At 65.7% G+C, this 13,978-nt stretch carries 14 protein-coding genes; 7 read left to right on the top strand and 7 right to left on the bottom strand.

Going from position 1 to position 13,978, the window contains the following annotated elements:
* Positions 1–458: 458 nt before the first annotated feature.
* Positions 459–1,010, top strand: coding sequence for a hypothetical protein (locus ACIBJI_RS03370; protein WP_364358061.1), 552 nt, complete (start codon positions 459–461; stop codon positions 1,008–1,010).
* Positions 1,011–1,078: 68 nt separating this feature from the next.
* Here ACIBJI_RS03370 and coaA read toward each other — a convergent pair whose 3' ends face one another.
* Positions 1,079–2,011: a type I pantothenate kinase gene (coaA, locus tag ACIBJI_RS03375; protein WP_364358058.1), complete on the bottom strand. Its 933-nt coding sequence runs from the start codon at positions 2,009–2,011 to the stop codon at positions 1,079–1,081.
* Positions 2,012–2,187: 176 nt separating this feature from the next.
* On the opposite strand from coaA, the gene ACIBJI_RS03380 reads away from it, so the two are divergent.
* Positions 2,188–3,384, top strand: coding sequence for a DUF885 domain-containing protein (locus tag ACIBJI_RS03380; protein ID WP_396957240.1), 1,197 nt, complete (start codon positions 2,188–2,190; stop codon positions 3,382–3,384).
* 60 nt (positions 3,385–3,444) lie between these two features.
* Here the strand turns inward: ACIBJI_RS03380 and ACIBJI_RS03385 are convergent, their stop codons facing one another.
* Together ACIBJI_RS03385 and ACIBJI_RS03390 are read right to left on the bottom strand one after the other, a co-directional pair.
* The gene (locus ACIBJI_RS03385; protein ID WP_364358052.1) at positions 3,445–3,894 is read right to left on the bottom strand and encodes a nitroreductase family deazaflavin-dependent oxidoreductase; all 450 of its coding nucleotides are present in this window, start codon (positions 3,892–3,894) and stop codon (positions 3,445–3,447) included.
* 13 nt (positions 3,895–3,907) lie between these two features.
* Positions 3,908–4,354: a PaaI family thioesterase gene (locus ACIBJI_RS03390; RefSeq protein ID WP_364358049.1), complete on the bottom strand. Its 447-nt coding sequence runs from the start codon at positions 4,352–4,354 to the stop codon at positions 3,908–3,910.
* 166 nt (positions 4,355–4,520) lie between these two features.
* On the opposite strand from ACIBJI_RS03390, the gene ACIBJI_RS03395 reads away from it, so the two are divergent.
* Both ACIBJI_RS03395 and glyA read left to right on the top strand, forming a co-directional pair.
* The gene (locus tag ACIBJI_RS03395; protein ID WP_397082869.1) at positions 4,521–5,090 is read left to right on the top strand and encodes a TetR/AcrR family transcriptional regulator; all 570 of its coding nucleotides are present in this window, start codon (positions 4,521–4,523) and stop codon (positions 5,088–5,090) included.
* A gap of 228 nt (positions 5,091–5,318) precedes the next feature.
* A complete protein-coding gene (gene glyA / locus ACIBJI_RS03400; protein ID WP_396957360.1) occupies positions 5,319–6,614 on the top strand; it encodes a serine hydroxymethyltransferase in 1,296 nt (431 codons plus the stop codon).
* Positions 6,615–6,996: 382 nt separating this feature from the next.
* On the opposite strand, the gene ACIBJI_RS03405 is transcribed toward glyA, so the two are convergent.
* The 3 genes from ACIBJI_RS03405 to ACIBJI_RS03415 all read right to left on the bottom strand — a co-directional run bounded on the left by ACIBJI_RS03405 (position 6,997) and on the right by ACIBJI_RS03415 (position 10,358).
* On the bottom strand, positions 6,997–7,734 hold the full coding sequence (locus tag ACIBJI_RS03405; protein ID WP_364358043.1) for an ESX secretion-associated protein EspG: 738 nt from the start codon (positions 7,732–7,734) through the stop codon (positions 6,997–6,999).
* A complete protein-coding gene (locus tag ACIBJI_RS03410) occupies positions 7,734–9,050 on the bottom strand; it encodes a hypothetical protein (RefSeq protein ID WP_397082871.1) in 1,317 nt (438 codons plus the stop codon). Before ACIBJI_RS03410 ends, ACIBJI_RS03405 begins: the two co-directional genes overlap by 1 nt.
* A gap of 114 nt (positions 9,051–9,164) precedes the next feature.
* Positions 9,165–10,358, bottom strand: coding sequence for an FAD-dependent monooxygenase (locus ACIBJI_RS03415; protein WP_396957237.1), 1,194 nt, complete (start codon positions 10,356–10,358; stop codon positions 9,165–9,167).
* 112 nt (positions 10,359–10,470) lie between these two features.
* On the opposite strand from ACIBJI_RS03415, the gene ACIBJI_RS03420 reads away from it, so the two are divergent.
* Together ACIBJI_RS03420 and ACIBJI_RS03425 are read left to right on the top strand one after the other, a co-directional pair.
* Positions 10,471–11,217: a TetR/AcrR family transcriptional regulator gene (locus ACIBJI_RS03420; RefSeq protein WP_396957236.1), complete on the top strand. Its 747-nt coding sequence runs from the start codon at positions 10,471–10,473 to the stop codon at positions 11,215–11,217.
* Positions 11,218–11,306: 89 nt separating this feature from the next.
* Positions 11,307–11,726 carry a limonene-1,2-epoxide hydrolase family protein gene (locus ACIBJI_RS03425; protein WP_364358031.1) on the top strand — a complete coding sequence of 140 codons (420 nt, stop codon included), beginning with the start codon at positions 11,307–11,309 and terminating at the stop codon, positions 11,724–11,726.
* Positions 11,727–11,837: 111 nt separating this feature from the next.
* On the opposite strand, the gene ACIBJI_RS03430 is transcribed toward ACIBJI_RS03425, so the two are convergent.
* A complete protein-coding gene (locus tag ACIBJI_RS03430) occupies positions 11,838–12,110 on the bottom strand; it encodes a hypothetical protein (RefSeq protein ID WP_364358028.1) in 273 nt (90 codons plus the stop codon).
* Between the two features lie 281 nt (positions 12,111–12,391).
* On the opposite strand from ACIBJI_RS03430, the gene ACIBJI_RS03435 reads away from it, so the two are divergent.
* The gene (locus ACIBJI_RS03435; protein WP_364358025.1) at positions 12,392–13,786 is read left to right on the top strand and encodes a PhoH family protein; all 1,395 of its coding nucleotides are present in this window, start codon (positions 12,392–12,394) and stop codon (positions 13,784–13,786) included.
* The last annotated feature ends 192 nt before the right edge of the window (positions 13,787–13,978 follow it).

Here is a 13,978-nt window from a genome sequence, read left to right on the forward strand (position 1 = left end):
GCGCCCCCTGGGGGCCGGGCGCCCGCGCGTTCGAGCCGCGCGCTGGCGCCGCTGGCGCTTCGACGGCTCGGACGCGAGACGGGCCGCGAACTCCTCGCTCGTAAGACTCGCTCCGTTGTGGTTGGGGATGGCGGGACGTTCGGCACCTGATACACGCGTCCCCGAAGGTCAAGTGCCCCGTCTGCGGGCGCATGCGCTACGACGGCTCGGACGCGAGACGGGCCGCGAACTCCTCGCTCGTAAGACTCGCTCCGTTGTGGTTGGGGATGGCAGGGGCGTTCGGTACCTCGTGCACGCGTCCCGGAAGGTCAAGTGTCGCGCCTGCGGGTGCGTGCGCTGCGACGGCTCGGACGCGAGACGGGCCGCGAACTCCTCGCTCGTAAGACTCGCTCCGTTGTGGTCGTGTCGGCGATGCGAGTTGGGGCCGAAAAGTGAACCTGCGGTGGGTGGATGGGGACATGTCCTATATCGGGTATGAGGAATTCGGTCGGCGCTTTCTGGAATACGCGGCCTCGGAGCAGCGCATCTCGGGTGCATTCGACCAGTTGACCGGTGCCGCCTTCGATTTCGGCCCGATCGGTGTCGGGCCGGCCAAGTTGGCGAAGGTCGCCGCGCAGGTGCAACTCGGGGAGCCGAAGCTGCAACGGTTCGTCGACGAGGTCATCGCCTTCGAACTGGTCATCCCGCTCGAGGTCGATCTGCTGCTCGATCTCGCCGTCGACCGGCATCGCTTCCACATCGACGGCAATATCCACCTGCACTTGACCGTGCGCACCGCCGAGCCGCTGCGCGTCATCATCGATATCGCCGAACCGCGTCCGAGCGATGTCCGCATCAATGTGGCCACCGCCACCAAACGCGGACAGCTGCTGCGCATCCTGGCCAGCGTCGATCACGAGATCCGGCGCTTCGTGGCGCGCTATCTCGCCACCGAAATCCGCAAACCGCATATCGCCGCGGTGCGCGATATCGATGTCGCCGCCCGGCTGGATGCGGCCTGGAAGCTGTGACCGTTTCGAGCTGACCGTTTCGAGCGACCTGCAAGCAGTCGCTACCGGCCTGCAAGCAGTCGCTACGGCTAAAGCTTGCGCAACCGCAGCCGGTTGATGCTGTGGTCGGCGTCCTTGCGCAGCACCAGCGTCGCGCGCGGACGGGTGGGCAGAATGTTGTCCACCAGATTGGGCCGGTTGGTGGAGTTCCAGATCTCCTTCGCGGCGGCCGTCGCCTGGTCGTCGGTGAAGCCCGCGTAATGGTGGAAATGCGCGTTCGGATCGGCGAAGGCTGTCTCGCGCAGTGTGAGAAACCGTTGCACGTACCAGTTCTCGATGTCCTCGATGCGCGCGTCGACGTAGATCGAGAAGTCGAACAGATCCGAGACCATCAACCGCGGACCGGTCTGCAGCACATTGAGACCCTCCACGATGAGAATGTCGGGTTGAGTCACGCAGTGGAACTTGCCCGGCACGATGTCATAGGAGATATGTGAATACATCGGCGCACATACTTCGGCCGCACCGGATTTCACCTCGGTGACGAAGCGTAGAAGTTTGCGGCGGTCATAACTTTCCGGAAAACCCTTGCGGTGCATGATGCCGCGCCGGGTCAGTTCCGCGGTGGGATATAGGAATCCGTCGGTTGTGACCAAATCCACACGCGGATGGTGATCCCACCGCGCGAGCAGGGCCTGTAGTACGCGAGCGGTGGTTGATTTTCCGACCGCGACACTGCCCGCGACACCGATCACGAATGGCACCTGCTGATCGGGATGGGTCTCCCCGAGAAAGGTGGCAGTCGCGGCGAACAGCCGCTGACGTGCGGCGACCTGCAGGTGGATGAGGCGAGCGAGCGGGAGGTAGACCTCGGCGACCTCTTCCAGATCGATCTGTTCGCCGAGGCCGCGAAGACCGATCAGTTCTTCCTCGGTGAGCACCAAGGGAGTCGATTTACGCAGGGTCCGCCACTGTTTTCGGTCGAATTCCACATAGGGACTCGGCTCGCTCATTCGTGCCACTTACCCGACACTCCGTTCAGACAAACACGCATACGTCGCGCGCCGACTGTATGAGATTCGGTCCAGCTCTCGCATAGCCGAATTCTGCTCTGCGTCAACATCGTGTGAAACGCGGGGTGCCGATACCGGTGGTATCCGGTCGATGACATGGCCCTCAGCGGCTAATGTCGGCGGTCATGGAAGCGCATCCCCTCGTGACCGAGTACCTGCGACTCGGCTTGGCATTCGACCGACTCGAGGAAGGTTTCGTCGACGCCTATACCGGTGATCCGGGGTTGCGTCGCGAGGTGGAGAACGCGCCCGCTCCCGAGCCGCGCGAGTTAGCGCGGCGGGCGGCGGCCTTGCGTGCGGAACTTCCCGCGGCCGGATTGCCGCGGCAGCGGACCGAATTCCTCGATGTGCACCTGCGCGCGTTGGAATGCTCCGGTCGCAAGTTCGCCGGGGACGATATCGGGTTCGTCGACGAGGTGCGCGCGTACTTCGATGTCGATATCGCACCCGGCGACGTCGAGGACTACCGCGACGCGCACCGCCAGATGGACGAGGTGCTGCCCGGTGACGGTCCGCTCGCCGAGCGGGTGACCGCATTCCGCAAGGCCGATGAGGTTCCGCCGGAGCGGTTGAGCGTGTGCGTCGAGGCGTTCTCGAGTGCATTGCGGGAACGGGTGCGCGAGCGTTATCCGCTGCCCGACCACGAGCACGTCACCTATGAGGTGGTGGGGGATAAGCCATGGTCCGGCTTCAATTACTACCTGGGGAACTACCACTCCCGGGTGGCGATCAATTCCGATCTCCAGCAACATATGGCGCATCTGCCCGGTCTCATCGCGCACGAGGCCTATCCGGGGCATCACACCGAGCATTGCCGCAAGGAGGCCGGTCTGGTCGCCAACGGCCAGGCCGAGCAGACGCTGTTCCTGGTGAATACCCCCCAGTGCCTGATGGCGGAGGGGCTGGCGGATCTGGCGCTGCGCTCGATCGTCGGACCTGGTTGGGGGAAGTGGGCGCAGGAAATCTACGCCGATCTGGGGTTGCGTTTCGAAGGTGAACGCGCCGAACAGCTTTCGAACGCCTCGGCGAAATTGCTCGGGGTCAGGCAGGACGCCGCACTGCTGCTGCACGACCGGCGCCGCGACGCCGACGAGGTCGCCGAATTCCTGCGGCGCTGGGGCCTGACCACACAGGAACGCGCCCGCCAATCGCTGCGTTTCCTGTCCTCGCCGCTCTGGCGCGCCTACATCAGCACCTACGTCGAGGGCTACCGCCTGCTCGGCAGCTGGCTGGACAGCGCCGTCGACGCCGATGACCGCGCCGACCGCTTCCGTCGCCTGCTCGACGAACCCCTCACCCCTGGCGCCCTTCGCGCCATGTGATTACTGGTGACTGCGCGGCCGCCTGGTCCGTGATCCATCCGGTGAGCGCGAGACACATCCTCAGGCGGCGGTGAAGGTGACGCGCACCGAGATGGGGTCGGATTCCAGTGCCTTGATCGTCCATGCCGTGGCCGATTCGGCGGCGTGGCTCTTGGCGAAGGTGCGGGCGCGGGCGGTCACATCGTCATCGGGGACGAAGGCCGCGGTCCCGGTGTACCAGCGCTTACCCTGGCGCAGCCGGACCTGCGGATTCGCGGCGATATTGCGGGCCCAGCCCGCGCGATGGCCGTGCTGGGAGATCAGCCATGCGCCCTCGTCATCGATGGAGACGGTGACCGGCACGCGGCGCGGCTGACCGGATTTGGCGCCGATGGTCTCCAGTTCGGCGAGCATCGTGGAGCGGATGCCGATCCGATCCAGCAGTCCGACAGCGGGATTGACGAGATAGTGCCCGATGAACCGTTCTCGACGGAACTTGCGCACGGCTGCTGCTGTGCTGCGTTCAGTCATAGCTGTGCTCCTTTCAGCGGAATATGACGCAGGTCGTGGTGCCGTGCGCGACCAACTTGCCCTGGTCGTCCACGACGCGACCCTCAGCGGTCGCGGTGGTGCGGCCGACGTGGATGGTGGTGCCGGTCGCGATCAGGGGACGGCCGTCGGTGGGTACCGCGCGGATGTAGTTGATCTTCAGTTCCAGCGTGGTGTAGCCGACGCCGGCATCGAGGGTGGTGTGCACCGCACAGCCCATCACCGAATCGAGCAGGGTGGCGCAGATGCCGCCGTGCGTGGTGCCGAGCGGGTTGGCGAAATCGGGCCGGGTCCGCAGCCCGAAGACCGCCTTGCCGAACTCGAGTTCCTGGACCTCCAGGCCGAGCAGGTCGCCGATGAACGGGGGCCGGGAGTCGGTCGTCATCGCGGTGCGCAGTAGTTCGAGTCCCGGCAGCTGCGACAGATCGGTCGGTGCGGTCATAACCGCACCTCGCTGGCGCTCGGCTCCGTCACGACCGCACAGGCGGCTGTGTTGATTCTTCGCTCGCTCATGAACCCCGTCCTTTCGATGAACCGATCGGTCCATATCTGTCATAATTGCAGCATGGACCGATCGGTTCACGCAAGCATGGGCAAGGAGGATGGCGATGACCTTGGGTCCGCGCGACCGGCTTATCGAGGGAGCCATCGAGCTGGTGCGCGAACAGGGCGTGCACGCTGCCGGGCTCGCCACTCTGCTCGAACGCAGCCGTGCCTCCCGCAACTCGCTCTACCAGCACTTTCCATCCGGTAAGAGCGAGCTGGTCGAGGTCGCGACCAGGACGGCGGGTGCGCGTCTCGCCGCGGTAACCGACAAGATCACCGGATCCGGAACCGCTGAGCAATGGATCGCCGCGCTCGTCGGCTGGTGGCGGCACACGCTCGAAAAGTCCGCGTTCACCACGGGCTGTCCGATCGTCGGCGCCGCACTCGCCGAAGCCGAACCGCGGGTGCAGGCCGCCGCGGGCACCGTTTTCTCCGACTGGACCGACCAACTCGCGAACGGCTTGCGCGACAAGGGTTTATCGGCCGAGCAGGCGCGGTCGCTGGCCGGATTCGTCATCAGTGCGCTGGAAGGGGCCATCATCCAATCGCGGGCGCTGAAATCCACCCGGCCGCTCGACGACGCGCAAGTGCACCTCACCGCCTTGTTGCGGTCCGCCGTACCCGGGGCTTGACGGGTCTCGGTCCCCGACCCACCGATAAGATGATTGGACCGCGACTGGCGCACTCGAGGTGGAAGCAACCACCGGGAAGCACCCTCGCCCCGCACCGCGCGCCTGGGTGCCGGGCTCATGGCCTCGGGGTGCGCACTCCGGGGCACCCGGACCACGGAGGTTGCGATGCATACCGAGACACAGAACCCCCTGATCGGCGCGGCGCGGACGGCCAATAGACTCGGCCAGGTGACGCAGACGACCGCCTCTGTCAATACCCAATCCCTCGGTGAGCTCGATCCCGAGCTCGCTGCCGCGATGGCAGGCGAACTCGCCCGCGAACGCGACACCCTCGAGATGATCGCCTCGGAGAACTTCGTGCCGCGCGCGGTGCTGCAGGCGCAGGGCAGCGTGCTCACCAATAAGTACGCCGAGGGCTACCCGGGCCGTCGCTACTACGGTGGCTGCGAGCACGTCGACGTCGTCGAGACCCTCGCCCGCGACCGCGCCAAGGAACTCTTCGGCGCCGAATTCGCCAATGTGCAGCCGCATTCCGGCGCACAGGCCAATGCGGCGGTGCTGATGGCACTGATGGAGCCGGGCGACCGGCTGCTCGGCCTGGACCTCGCGCACGGCGGTCACCTCACCCACGGCATGCGGCTGAACTTCTCCGGCAAGCTCTACGAGGTGCACTCCTACGGGGTCAGCAAGGAAGACCACCGCATCGATATGGAGGAGTTGCGCAAGACCGCGCTCAGCTCGCGCCCGAAGGTGATCGTCGCCGGCTGGTCGGCATACCCGCGGCATCAGGACTTCGCGGCGTTCCGGGAGATCGCCGATGAGGTCGGTGCGAAGCTGTGGGTCGATATGGCGCACTTCGCCGGTCTGGTCGCGGCCGGTCTGCATCCCTCGCCGGTGCCCTACGCCGATGTTGTGTCCTCCACCGTGCACAAGACCCTGGGCGGTCCGCGCTCCGGTCTGATCCTGGCCAAGCAGGAGTACGCCAAGAAGCTCAACAGCTCGGTGTTCCCTGGTCAGCAGGGTGGCCCGCTCATGCATGTGATCGCCGCCAAGGCCGTCGCGTTCAAGATCGCGGCGAGTGCCGAATTCAAGGAGCGCCAGGAGCGCACCCTGTCCGGCGCGAAGATTCTGGCCGAGCGGCTCGGCGGCGCGGATGTCAAGGACAAGGGCATCAGCGTCCTCACCGGCGGCACCGATGTGCACCTGGTGCTCGTCGACCTGCGCAACTCCGAGATCGACGGTCAGCAGGGTGAGGATCTGCTGCACGAAATCGGAATCACGGTGAACCGCAACGCCGTTCCGTTCGACCCGCGCCCGCCGATGGTCACCTCCGGTCTGCGCATCGGCACCGCCGCCCTGGCCACCCGCGGCTTCGGCGATGCCGAATTCACCGAGGTCGCCGACATCATCGCCACCGCACTGGCTGGGGGCTCCGATGTCGACACCTTGCGTGCCCGCGTTACCAAACTGGCCCGGGACCTGCCGCTCTACAACGGCCTCGAGGACTGGCACCTGCTCGGCTGAGCCTGTCTTATTCGCCTGGGAATCCGGCTGCGTATCAACGGTATTTGTTTGGGTGCGGGGGTTCCCAGGCGAATTCTTTCGGGGCACAACCGAAAGCGCTCCTCCTCGGCCGAACGCTATCCTGGTCCTGCTCCGCGGCGGACCCCTCGGGTGAGATCAGTCCGGCGTCACCCGCTTCGACGGCATCGGATGCGCGATGGTTCAGGAGGGGGTAGCGGATTGCCGGGTTCGAGGATGTGGACGGTGGTGTCCGGGGCCAGGCCTGCGGTTTGCTATGCGCGGCCGCTGCCCTCCGCGCACGTATCCGCACGTGCTGTCGCAGGCCGCTCTAGTCCGTGAGTCCGTGACTGTACGCGTTCGGCCCTGCCTCGGCCTGCGAGTACTACTGGTCGACGCGGGCCTTGGCTCGGACGATCGAGTCATCGAGGTAGCGGGTGATGTCGGTGCTGGTGGCGGGGCGGATCATGAGGGCGCGGTTGGCGGGGACTTCGCAGTAGCGGCCGGCATTGGTGTCGATCCAGCGGAGTTTTCCGGTGCGAAGGGGCTCGGCATTGCGGGGGCCGACCAGGACGGTGACGGTGCCGCTGGTCGCGCACGGTTGGCGCCAGAAGCGGCGGTAGCGGTCCTGGACGGCGCGGGAAGGTGAGTTGCCGAAGGGGTCGGGGCGGTCGTCGTTGAGATCGTCGAGGAGATAACTCTTTTCGGCTGCGGTGCCGGGTGGTGGGTCGGGGAGCAGGCGGATCAGTTCGGCGGCTAGTTGGTCGACGCGGACGCGCCGCAGCCGAACCTTGCCGCCATCCGGTGCGGGCGCCTGCTGTGCGATGACGCCCGGTCCGGTGCGGGTGGCGCAGCCGATGGCGCGCAGTTCGATCGCGCCGCGGGAGTTATCGACGCCGAACAGTTCGATACGCCACTCGGGTTTGGCGAGCACACCGATGGCGCGCTGCAGCGAAGCATTGTCGTCATGGGCCAGTTCCGCACGGAATTGGCGCTGGTAGGCACGATATTCGTGGAGTCCGGGAAAGCGGCTGGTGAAGCGAAACGGAAAGGGCATGCGATCCAGGCCGGTGCCGAACCAGGCCGCCGCGAATTGCTCGGCGGACAAGGTCCACTGCGTCATCATTGCGCTCCGAGTACGGGCGGCACGGTCTTCTCCACTTCGCCGATCAACTCCTCGCCGTGCTCCTCGGTGCGCAGGTACTTAGCCGACTTGTGTTCACCGTCCTCACCCCGTCCGGGCCGCGCGCCCGGCGGAAGCATCCCGGAGTATCCGGCGGTACCCGTCGCGCCCACCCGACTCGGCGTATTGGTGGTGGGCTGAGTCGCCGTCGCTCCCGGTGTAGTACCGGGCACCGACTTGCCAGGACTCGGAGTCTCGCCGGTGCCGGGTACACCACCGGGATTGGGTGCACTACCGGGACTAGGCGCACCACCGGGACTCGGGGAAGTACCCGTCGAGGTCGAGGTACCCGGTGTGATCCCAGCGGAGGTGACGGTGCTCGGTGAAATCTGTGTACCGGCCGCCGAGGGGATCGTCGAGGTCGGGGATGTATGCATAGCGGAGGCGGGCATTGTCGACGAGTCACCGTTCTGAGCTGACGAAATAGTTTGTGGGGCAGCAGCTTCAGCCTGACCCGGCCGCTCCGTCTTGCCTGTGTCTCCGCTCCCGTTCGGATCCCCGGCCTTACTGGTGTCCGCTGGCTTACCCGTGTTCCCGGCCCCGCTGGTCTCTTCCGCCTCGGCTGTATCCCCGGCCCCGCTGGTCCCGTCTGCCTTGCCGGTATTTTCGGCCCCGTTGGTGTCCTCCGCCTTGGCTGTATCTCCAGCGATCCCGTCTGCCTTGCCGGAATTCCCACCCTTGCCGGTGCCTTCCGCTGGGCTCGTATCCGCTGCCCACCCGGAATCCCCACCCGGCAAAGCCCCCAGCACCCCTGACACCCCAGAAATCGGATCAACCGGCGCCGGCAACGTAGGAAGCAACGGCGCCGTACATCCATAAGGCCGGATATAAAAGGTACTCATATCATCTCGAGCCTGCTCCTCCTGCGAATTCCGCAGCTCCGGCCCAGAGCTGTCCACCACCGACGGCACCGCCACCTTGAACCGCCCCGCCGCACTCGCCGCCGCCGACAGCGGCGTCGACTGCTGATCCAGCGACTCGCCCAGCTCACCGACCCGCGCGGCATACTCCCGAATGCCGCGCACCGCCCGGTCGGCTGCCGCACCCTCCCAATGTTGGTCCACCGCTTGCTGAATCGCGGTTTCGAACTGCTGTCCAGCCTTGGTCACCGCTGCCGCGATGGCCGCCCAGGCATCGAACGCGCCGTCGAGTCCGCCCGGATTCATCTGGTCGGCCGCCTGTTTGATCTCCGCGTGCGAGAAATTCTGCGCGTTCTCGGGATTGGTGATCGCGCGGCCGTCCATCTGTGCTGTCATGGCCGAGCCAGCCCCTTCCGTCAGTGCCGTCTGACCTTATAGACGCACTCGGCCCCGCCCCGGTTCCATCGAAACACAGCCGATCTCGCCACGCCAGACCATCCGGTCGGCCGCTCAGTGCGCATCCGCGGCGCTGACCAGCGCCGGATAGTCCTTCAGGTCCACGGTCTTGGCATTCTCGGACATCTTTTCCATCATGGCCATCCCCTTCGAACCGAGGAACCAGTTGCGGAACCTGATGCCGCGCGCGGTCTTCGGGCACAGGAACCGACCGGCGTCCGCCGAGTCCGCGAGTTTGGTGTACTTGCGCATGATCTCGTTGTAGCGGCCGTAGGCCACCGTGTGATCGCCCTCGGCGATGGCGAGTTCACCCGCGAGCACGTACGCGCCGACCACTGCCGCGCCGGTGCCGAAGCCCGCCAGTGTATTTCCGTATCCGGCATCGCCGACCAGTGCGATCCGCCCGCAGGCGTAGCTCTTCATCGGCCGCACCATGGCGATCGCATCGAGGTAGAAATCGTCGAATTCCTCCACTTCCGACAGCATCCGCGGCACCTGCCAGCCCATACCGGCGAAGGCGTCCCGCACGATCCGCCGCTGAGCCGCGACATCGTCACGGGCGTAGTCGAGTTCGGGAGCGACGAACATGTACAGCTGCTGTGCCTTCGGCCCGCCGGTGATGACCAGCCGACCCGGAGCGTTGTGGCCGAATGCGGTCGCGCGCTCGGGTTCGCCTTCGGGTCTGGTGGCCCACGGGCTCGCACCCGCGACGCAGTAGTAGTGCCCCTTGTGCTGGACGAAGTCCTTCTCCGGCCCGAATGCCAAACGCCGCACCCGCGAATGGATTCCGTCCGCCCCGAGCACCAGATCGAAGCTGCGCGGCGCGCCCTTCTCGAATTCGACCCACACGCCCGAATCGGTCTCGGTCAGCGCGCTGATCGAATCCCCGAAGACGTATTCGCAGCTCTGATAGGTCTTTTCGTACATGATTCGAGCCAGATCGCCGCGCAGGATCTCCACATCGCCGCCGGTGAAATCACCGGACATGAAGGCCAGCTGCTCGCCGTTGTCGTCGACGAACACGGTGTCGGTGGTGCCGGTCCGGTGTGCGTAGACCTCCTCGAGGATGCCCATCCGTTGCAGCAGATCCCGGTGCGTTTCGCCCTTGAAGTCGACGGCCTGGCCGCCGGGTCGCAGCTGCGGTGCGCGCTCGACCACCGTGACGGCGAATCCGTAGCGGGACAGCCAGTAGGCGAGTGCGGGGCCGGCGATGCTCGCGCCGGAGATGAGAACGGTCTTGCTGCGCATGATGTCTCCTGAGGTCGATATCTGCGTCCGACGGAATCTGTATCCGCTAGACACGAATTAGAGTATGATGGACACAGTTACTTGTCAACACGCAATGCGTAAGGATGTGGAAATGCCTGCACCGACCACCGTCGAATTGCTCTGGGGGACCCAGCAGCGGCCCAAGCGCGGACCCAAGCCCGCGCTGTCACTGGAGGGGATCGTCGCGGAGGCCATCGCTCTCGCCGATGCCGAAGGACTGGCGAACCTGTCTATGCAGCGTCTGGCCGAACGTCTCGGCTTCACCAAGATGTCGCTGTACCGGTATGTACCCGGCAAGGAACAGCTCACCGCGCTGATGGTGGATGCCGCGATGGGGGATCCGCCGGATGTCGTTGCGGCGCAACAGAATTCTAGCGAGGAGCGGTGGCGGGCCGGACTGCGCCGCTGGGCCGAGACGATCTTCGAGCGCTACAGTGCACACCCCTGGTCGATCACTCTGACCATCGGTGTGCGCGCGATCGGCCCCAATGAAATGGGCTGGGTGAACGCCGCGCTGACCGCACTCGACGGCACCGGGTTGACCGGGCCGGAGCGGCTGGACACCATCGTGCTGCTCAATGGGCACGTCCGCGGCCTCGTGCAGCAGGTGACGACCGCGGGTCGGCAGGAGACGGCGCAGCAGATCGCGGGCCAGTTCGCGGAGATAATGGTCGCCGCCGGTGACCGTTTTCCCCTGGTCGCGGCCGCTTTCGCCGAGGAGGCCGCCGCCACCGGCGCATCACCCACGACCGGCGGCCCGGGCGATGCGTTGAGCTTCGGCATCGACCGAATTCTCGATGGTCTGGGTGTCCTCATCGCGGAGCGTGGCCGACCGTAGCGGCACAATCGGGCGCAGCCGGACGAAGTCCGTCATTAGTCTGTTGCGCTTGGGCGAGCGAATGCGAGGCCACCGCTTACGCTCAGGGCATGACCGACGAACTGGAACTGAAACAGGACGCGATCACCACGGTGCGGGAGTTCTTCGCCGCACTCGAGATCGGTGCCGTCGACGAGGCGCTGGACCTCCTGCACCCCGATGTCGTCTGGAAAAACACCTCACTGCCGACGGTCGGCGGGGGCCTCACGCGCAAGATACTGCGCGGACTGAACCGCGACACCATCGGCTTCGCCGCTGAAATGCATCACATCGCCGCCGACGGCGACTTCGTGCTGACCGACCGCACGGACATCCTGCGCGTGGGCCCGCTTCGGATCGCGTTCTGGGTCTGCGGCACCTTCGAACTGCGCGATGGCCGAATCATCCTGTGGGATGACCACTTCAGCTGGGAGAACTTCCTGCGCGGCACTGCCGTCGGACTTGTCCGCGCCGCATTGCCCCGCAGCTGATCCAGCACACTCGGATGCTGCTTCCGACGGTTGTCGAATGGTGGCTCCGGGCCGCCGCGCCAGCCGTCATTCGACTGTCGTCGGCGATTTCGCCGAGAACCGGGTGTGGAGTCAGGTGTGTTTGGTGAGGTAGTCGAGGTAGTAGGGGCGCAGGATCTCGGCGATCTTGCCGTCGCCCGCGTGGATGTAGTCGTCGATCATCGGCAGCACGTACTTGATGTCGGCCTCGCTCTCGCCGAGATCACCCGCGGCGGCTTCGGCGGCCGGAATCGACTTCAGTAGCCGCCACAGATATTTGATGTCGCCGCGCCGCGCCGCGAGCCGGACCGCACGGTCGTGCAGCTCCTTGGACGACAGCTTCTCCAACTCCTCGTTACCGGCCATACCTGCGACTCTATCTCGCACACGAAGCAGGGGTTAACGACAAATTCACGGACACGCCTACCAGTGCCCGAGCGGAGACCGGGCAGTCGGCGGTAGCGTCGTTGGTGCGGGCCGCGTCGTTGTGGCTCGTTCGGGAGGTCCTGAACCGTGACTGAGCTACTCAGTACGAGGGGGCCGGCACCCGGCCCTCGTGGCATCTGACGCAAGTCGGATCCCATCAGGACGGACCGGTCCAGCGAGATCGTTCGTGCGGGTGCCGCGCGAACATAAAGGAGCCCACCGTGACTGCTGCACGCTCCGTTCCCGCTCCCTCGGCGCACTCCAGCTCCGCGAAAGGCGAAGCCGCCGCGAAGGGGGCCCGCCCCTCGCATTCCCAGAATTCCGGTGTGAAATCCTTCGTTATCGACACCTCGGTTCTACTGTCGGACCCCTGGGCTTTCACCAGGTTCGGCGAAAACGATGTCGTATTACCGCTGGTCGTGATCAGCGAACTCGAAGGTAAGCGCCACCATCACGAACTGGGCTGGTTCGCGCGGGAAGCCCTGCGCAACCTCGACGATCTGCGCCTGCAGCACGGCAGGCTGGATCAGCAGGTGCCGATCGGCACCGAGGGCGCAACGCTGCAGGTGGAACTCAACCACACCGACCCCGCGGTACTTCCGGTCGGATTCCGCACCGACACCAATGACTCCCGCATCCTGGCCTGTGCGCTCAACCTGGCGGCCGAGGGCCGTCAAGTGGTGCTGGTGTCCAAGGACATTCCCTTGCGTGTCAAGGCGAGTGCGGTGGGTTTGCACGCCGACGAATACCACGCCCAGGACGTGGTGACCTCCGGCTGGTCCGGAATGGTGGAGGTGGATGTCTCCAAATCGCAGGTCGATCAGCTCTACGCCGAGACTGTGATCGATCTGGACGAGGCGCGGGAACTGCCGTGCCACACCGGAATCCGGTTGCTCGGCGCAAGCTCCAGCGCCCTGGGCCGGGTCACGCCGGACAAGCGGGTGCAGTTGGTGCGTGAACGTGAGGCCTTCGGACTGCACGGCCGCTCGGCCGAACAGCGCATCGCGCTGGATCTGCTGTTGGACGAGAGCGTCGGCATCGTCTCGCTCGGCGGGCGGGCCGGTACCGGCAAGTCGGCGCTGGCCTTGACGGCCGGTCTGGAGGCGGTACTCGAGCGTCGCACACAACGCAAGGTGGTGGTGTTCCGTCCGCTGTACGCGGTCGGTGGGCAGGATCTCGGCTATCTGCCCGGATCGGAGAGCGAGAAGATGGGCCCGTGGGCGCAGGCCGTCTTCGACACGCTCGACGGGTTGGCCAGTCGTGAGGTGATGGAGGAGGTGCTCAGCCGCGACATGTTGGAAGTCTTGCCGCTCACCCACATTCGCGGTCGCTCGCTACACGATTCGTTCGTGATCGTGGACGAGGCGCAGTCGCTCGAGCGCAATGTCCTGCTGACGGTGCTCAGCCGACTGGGCACTGGATCGCGCGTCGTGCTCACCCATGATGTGGCTCAGCGCGACAATCTGCGGGTCGGTCGGCACGACGGTGTCGCCGCGGTGATCGAAAAGCTCAAGGGGCACCCGCTTTTCGCGCACATCACGCTGACCCGTAGCGAACGGTCGCCGATCGCGGCGCTGGTGACCGAGATGTTGGAGGAGTACGGCCCGAGTGCATAGCGGGTAACAGCAACTATCCAGGGTGTGTTTCTCCTCACAATTGGACGGGTAATATCCGCGTGATACCTGTTCAGCGGCGGCCCGGCGAGTCTTGGAAGGATTCGCCGGGCCGTTGCCGGACATCGGCCTAGGCTACGCGCGATGTCACCGCCTCCGCGGTGGCATCGATAGAGCCACCTTTCGAGAGGATGG

The sequence above is a fragment of the Nocardia sp. NPDC050408 genome (assembly GCF_044458905.1).
Taxonomy (GTDB): domain Bacteria; phylum Actinomycetota; class Actinomycetes; order Mycobacteriales; family Mycobacteriaceae; genus Nocardia.